We start from the raw sequence: 2,038 nt of genomic DNA, 5'->3' as shown, positions 1-2,038 counted from the left end.
ACCTCCTTTTGCCTCTTTATGAAGATGCTCTAACCATTCATAAAACTTCACTTGTGCTTCAGCAGAAAAACGCATGATCAGTGGTTGTTCGGGAGAACCTAAGCGTTTATCACGAAAAGAGCGAAATACCCCTTCATACTTTTGCCAGACCTCTTGATTGGGCGGTTTATCAACCAATTGCCACTCTTTATTGTCATCGGGCCAGACAATCATTTGAAAGCGTTGCAATAAACCGTCATCGTTTATTCCACGGTGTATGGCTTGAATGAGCGGAATAATGCGTGAAGGTTGAATGCCTCCAATCATGGATAAAGTGACATAAGGGATAAAAATGGTTCCACGCTCTATACGGTCATAAGTAAATTGATCATCGCCATTAAAAGCTGTTAAATAAAAGGCGCGGTCTGATTGATATTCCTTTCTTTCTAGATTGGCTAAAAAGCCAGCCAATTCATCACGCACCATTAAGAGACCACGGGGGTTTTCTTTTAAGAGTTCCCCAAGCTTTTCAACAGACACATCATTGACAATAGTGTCATCTTCATTTTTACGAGTAGAAACTAAGCGGTGTGCAAAGTGCATTATGCAATCATATTCGCAATATTAGAAAAATAATAATTTATCATTATTTACTGATACGGAGCGCAGTATTGTAGAAAATAATTTTCTTCAATTACAAAATAAATAAAAATACAGTTGATTAAGGAAATTTTTTCTTTGTATGGAGCACACGTAAAATACGCACAACGCCATTTGAAATATCATAAATCATGATATAATTTGGATGTACAATAAGTTCACGTGTATTTACAATTCGTCCTAAACGACCAAGGGTAGGAAATTTAACAAGTTTTTCTACTTTTTCAGATAAAAGTTGATCAAACTTTAAGGCAGCGGAAGGATTATCTTGTGATATGTATTCACGTATCTTTTTGCGGTCAACGTGTGCTACTTGTGTCCAAATTAGCTTCATAAAGTTGATCTATCTAGTTTACTTTGTGTCTTTAAGCGCCATTCTTTTGCTTCTGCTTCGATTTCTTCAGAAGACATTATATCACTTGCATTAGCAGAATTTATCCCTAATTGAACTTGTTCCCGAAACCATAAATCGTATGCACTTTTTTCTTTTTGTTCTTTTACGATATCGCGCATATAATCGCGCAATAATTGTGCACCAGATCTATCACACGCCTTTGCTGCTTTGGAAAATTCATTTTTTAATACATCATCGACGCGAAAGGTAAATGTTGTCTCAGCCATTTTACGACCACTTAATGTGTTACAAAGTAGTTCTAATGTAATGTATTTTTACTGTTTCTTCAATAGGTACTATTAGAATAGATATTTTATATCTATTTTGCATTTTCATAGGGTTGAAAGGGACGCCCATAAATCAACGGGCTCTGTTAACAACCCAGACAGTAGAGCTAGACCGGTTTCAATGCCCTCACAAATGACCAGATGTTTTGGATTGGCTTGACTTAAATGCACCCCACCACCCGTTACAGATCCCAACATGGCTTTTGCTGGTTTTTGATCTGTTTTGCAGCCATTGTCTTTTAAAAAGGTTCTATGAATGGCAAAGGAACCAGCCCCCTTAACAAGAGCAATCAACGCGGGCAATGTACCCCCAGAGGGGTGTAGACATTTGTCGTAAAAGCGTAAATCTGTAGGCAAATCACATGTAATATCCCGCATACGTAAATAGGTTTCTGCTAAAGTGTTTTTAATTGGTTGGCTTTGTTGCCAAATTGCTTTTGCTCTCTCTGCTTTCCTTTTTGCTTGTTTGAGATCAGCACAAAACTGTTTGGAGAAAGAGAGCGTCTGATCATAAGCTTTATCAAAAAAGGCTTGTTTTCCAAGCAATCCAATTCTAATAAGCGCTTGTATGATCTCTCTAAAAGAGCAGCCAGCATAACAAGTGAGTAAAAGACGCCCATCATGTCCATTGGCAAGGGATAAACTAGGCAGCCTATCATCATGAGCAGGGCAACGGGCTGTTCCATAACGCCCATGCCAAACCCCGCGCAAGGCACGT

Annotated in this window: 2 protein-coding genes and 2 pseudogenes; all 4 read right to left on the bottom strand. The window is 38.4% G+C overall.

Translation table 11 applies throughout. The features are described from left to right. A pseudogene (locus ACFIMC_RS04920) lies at nt 1–531 on the bottom strand (DUF3987 domain-containing protein); the annotation flags it as partial. Nucleotides 532–700: 169 nt separating this feature from the next. Further along, entirely contained in the window at nt 701–973 is a 273-nt protein-coding gene (locus ACFIMC_RS04915) for a type II toxin-antitoxin system RelE/ParE family toxin (protein WP_375610964.1), read from the bottom strand. Then, the gene (locus tag ACFIMC_RS04910) at nt 970–1,260 is read right to left on the bottom strand and encodes a CopG family ribbon-helix-helix protein (RefSeq protein WP_375610963.1); all 291 of its coding nucleotides are present in this window, start codon (nt 1,258–1,260) and stop codon (nt 970–972) included. The genes ACFIMC_RS04915 and ACFIMC_RS04910 overlap by 4 nt, the downstream gene beginning before the upstream one ends. Nucleotides 1,261–1,371: 111 nt before the next feature. Beyond that, nucleotides 1,372–2,031, bottom strand: a pseudogene (locus ACFIMC_RS04905) (hypothetical protein); the annotation flags it as partial. Between the last annotated feature and the right edge of the window lie 7 nt (nt 2,032–2,038).

It is taken from the genome of Bartonella sp. AP21QHHD (genome assembly GCF_042196205.1).
In the GTDB taxonomy this organism is placed as follows: Bacteria; Pseudomonadota; Alphaproteobacteria; order Rhizobiales; family Rhizobiaceae; genus Bartonella.
This window is presented reverse-complemented; position numbering and strand designations above follow the sequence as displayed.

Coding starts and splice junctions, on each gene's coding strand:
- ACFIMC_RS04915 (WP_375610964.1), bottom strand. CDS start 973: ATGAAGCTAATTTGGACACAAGTAGCACACGTTGACCGCAAAAAGATA.
- ACFIMC_RS04910 (WP_375610963.1), bottom strand. CDS start 1,260: ATGGCTGAGACAACATTTACCTTTCGCGTCGATGATGTATTAAAAAAT.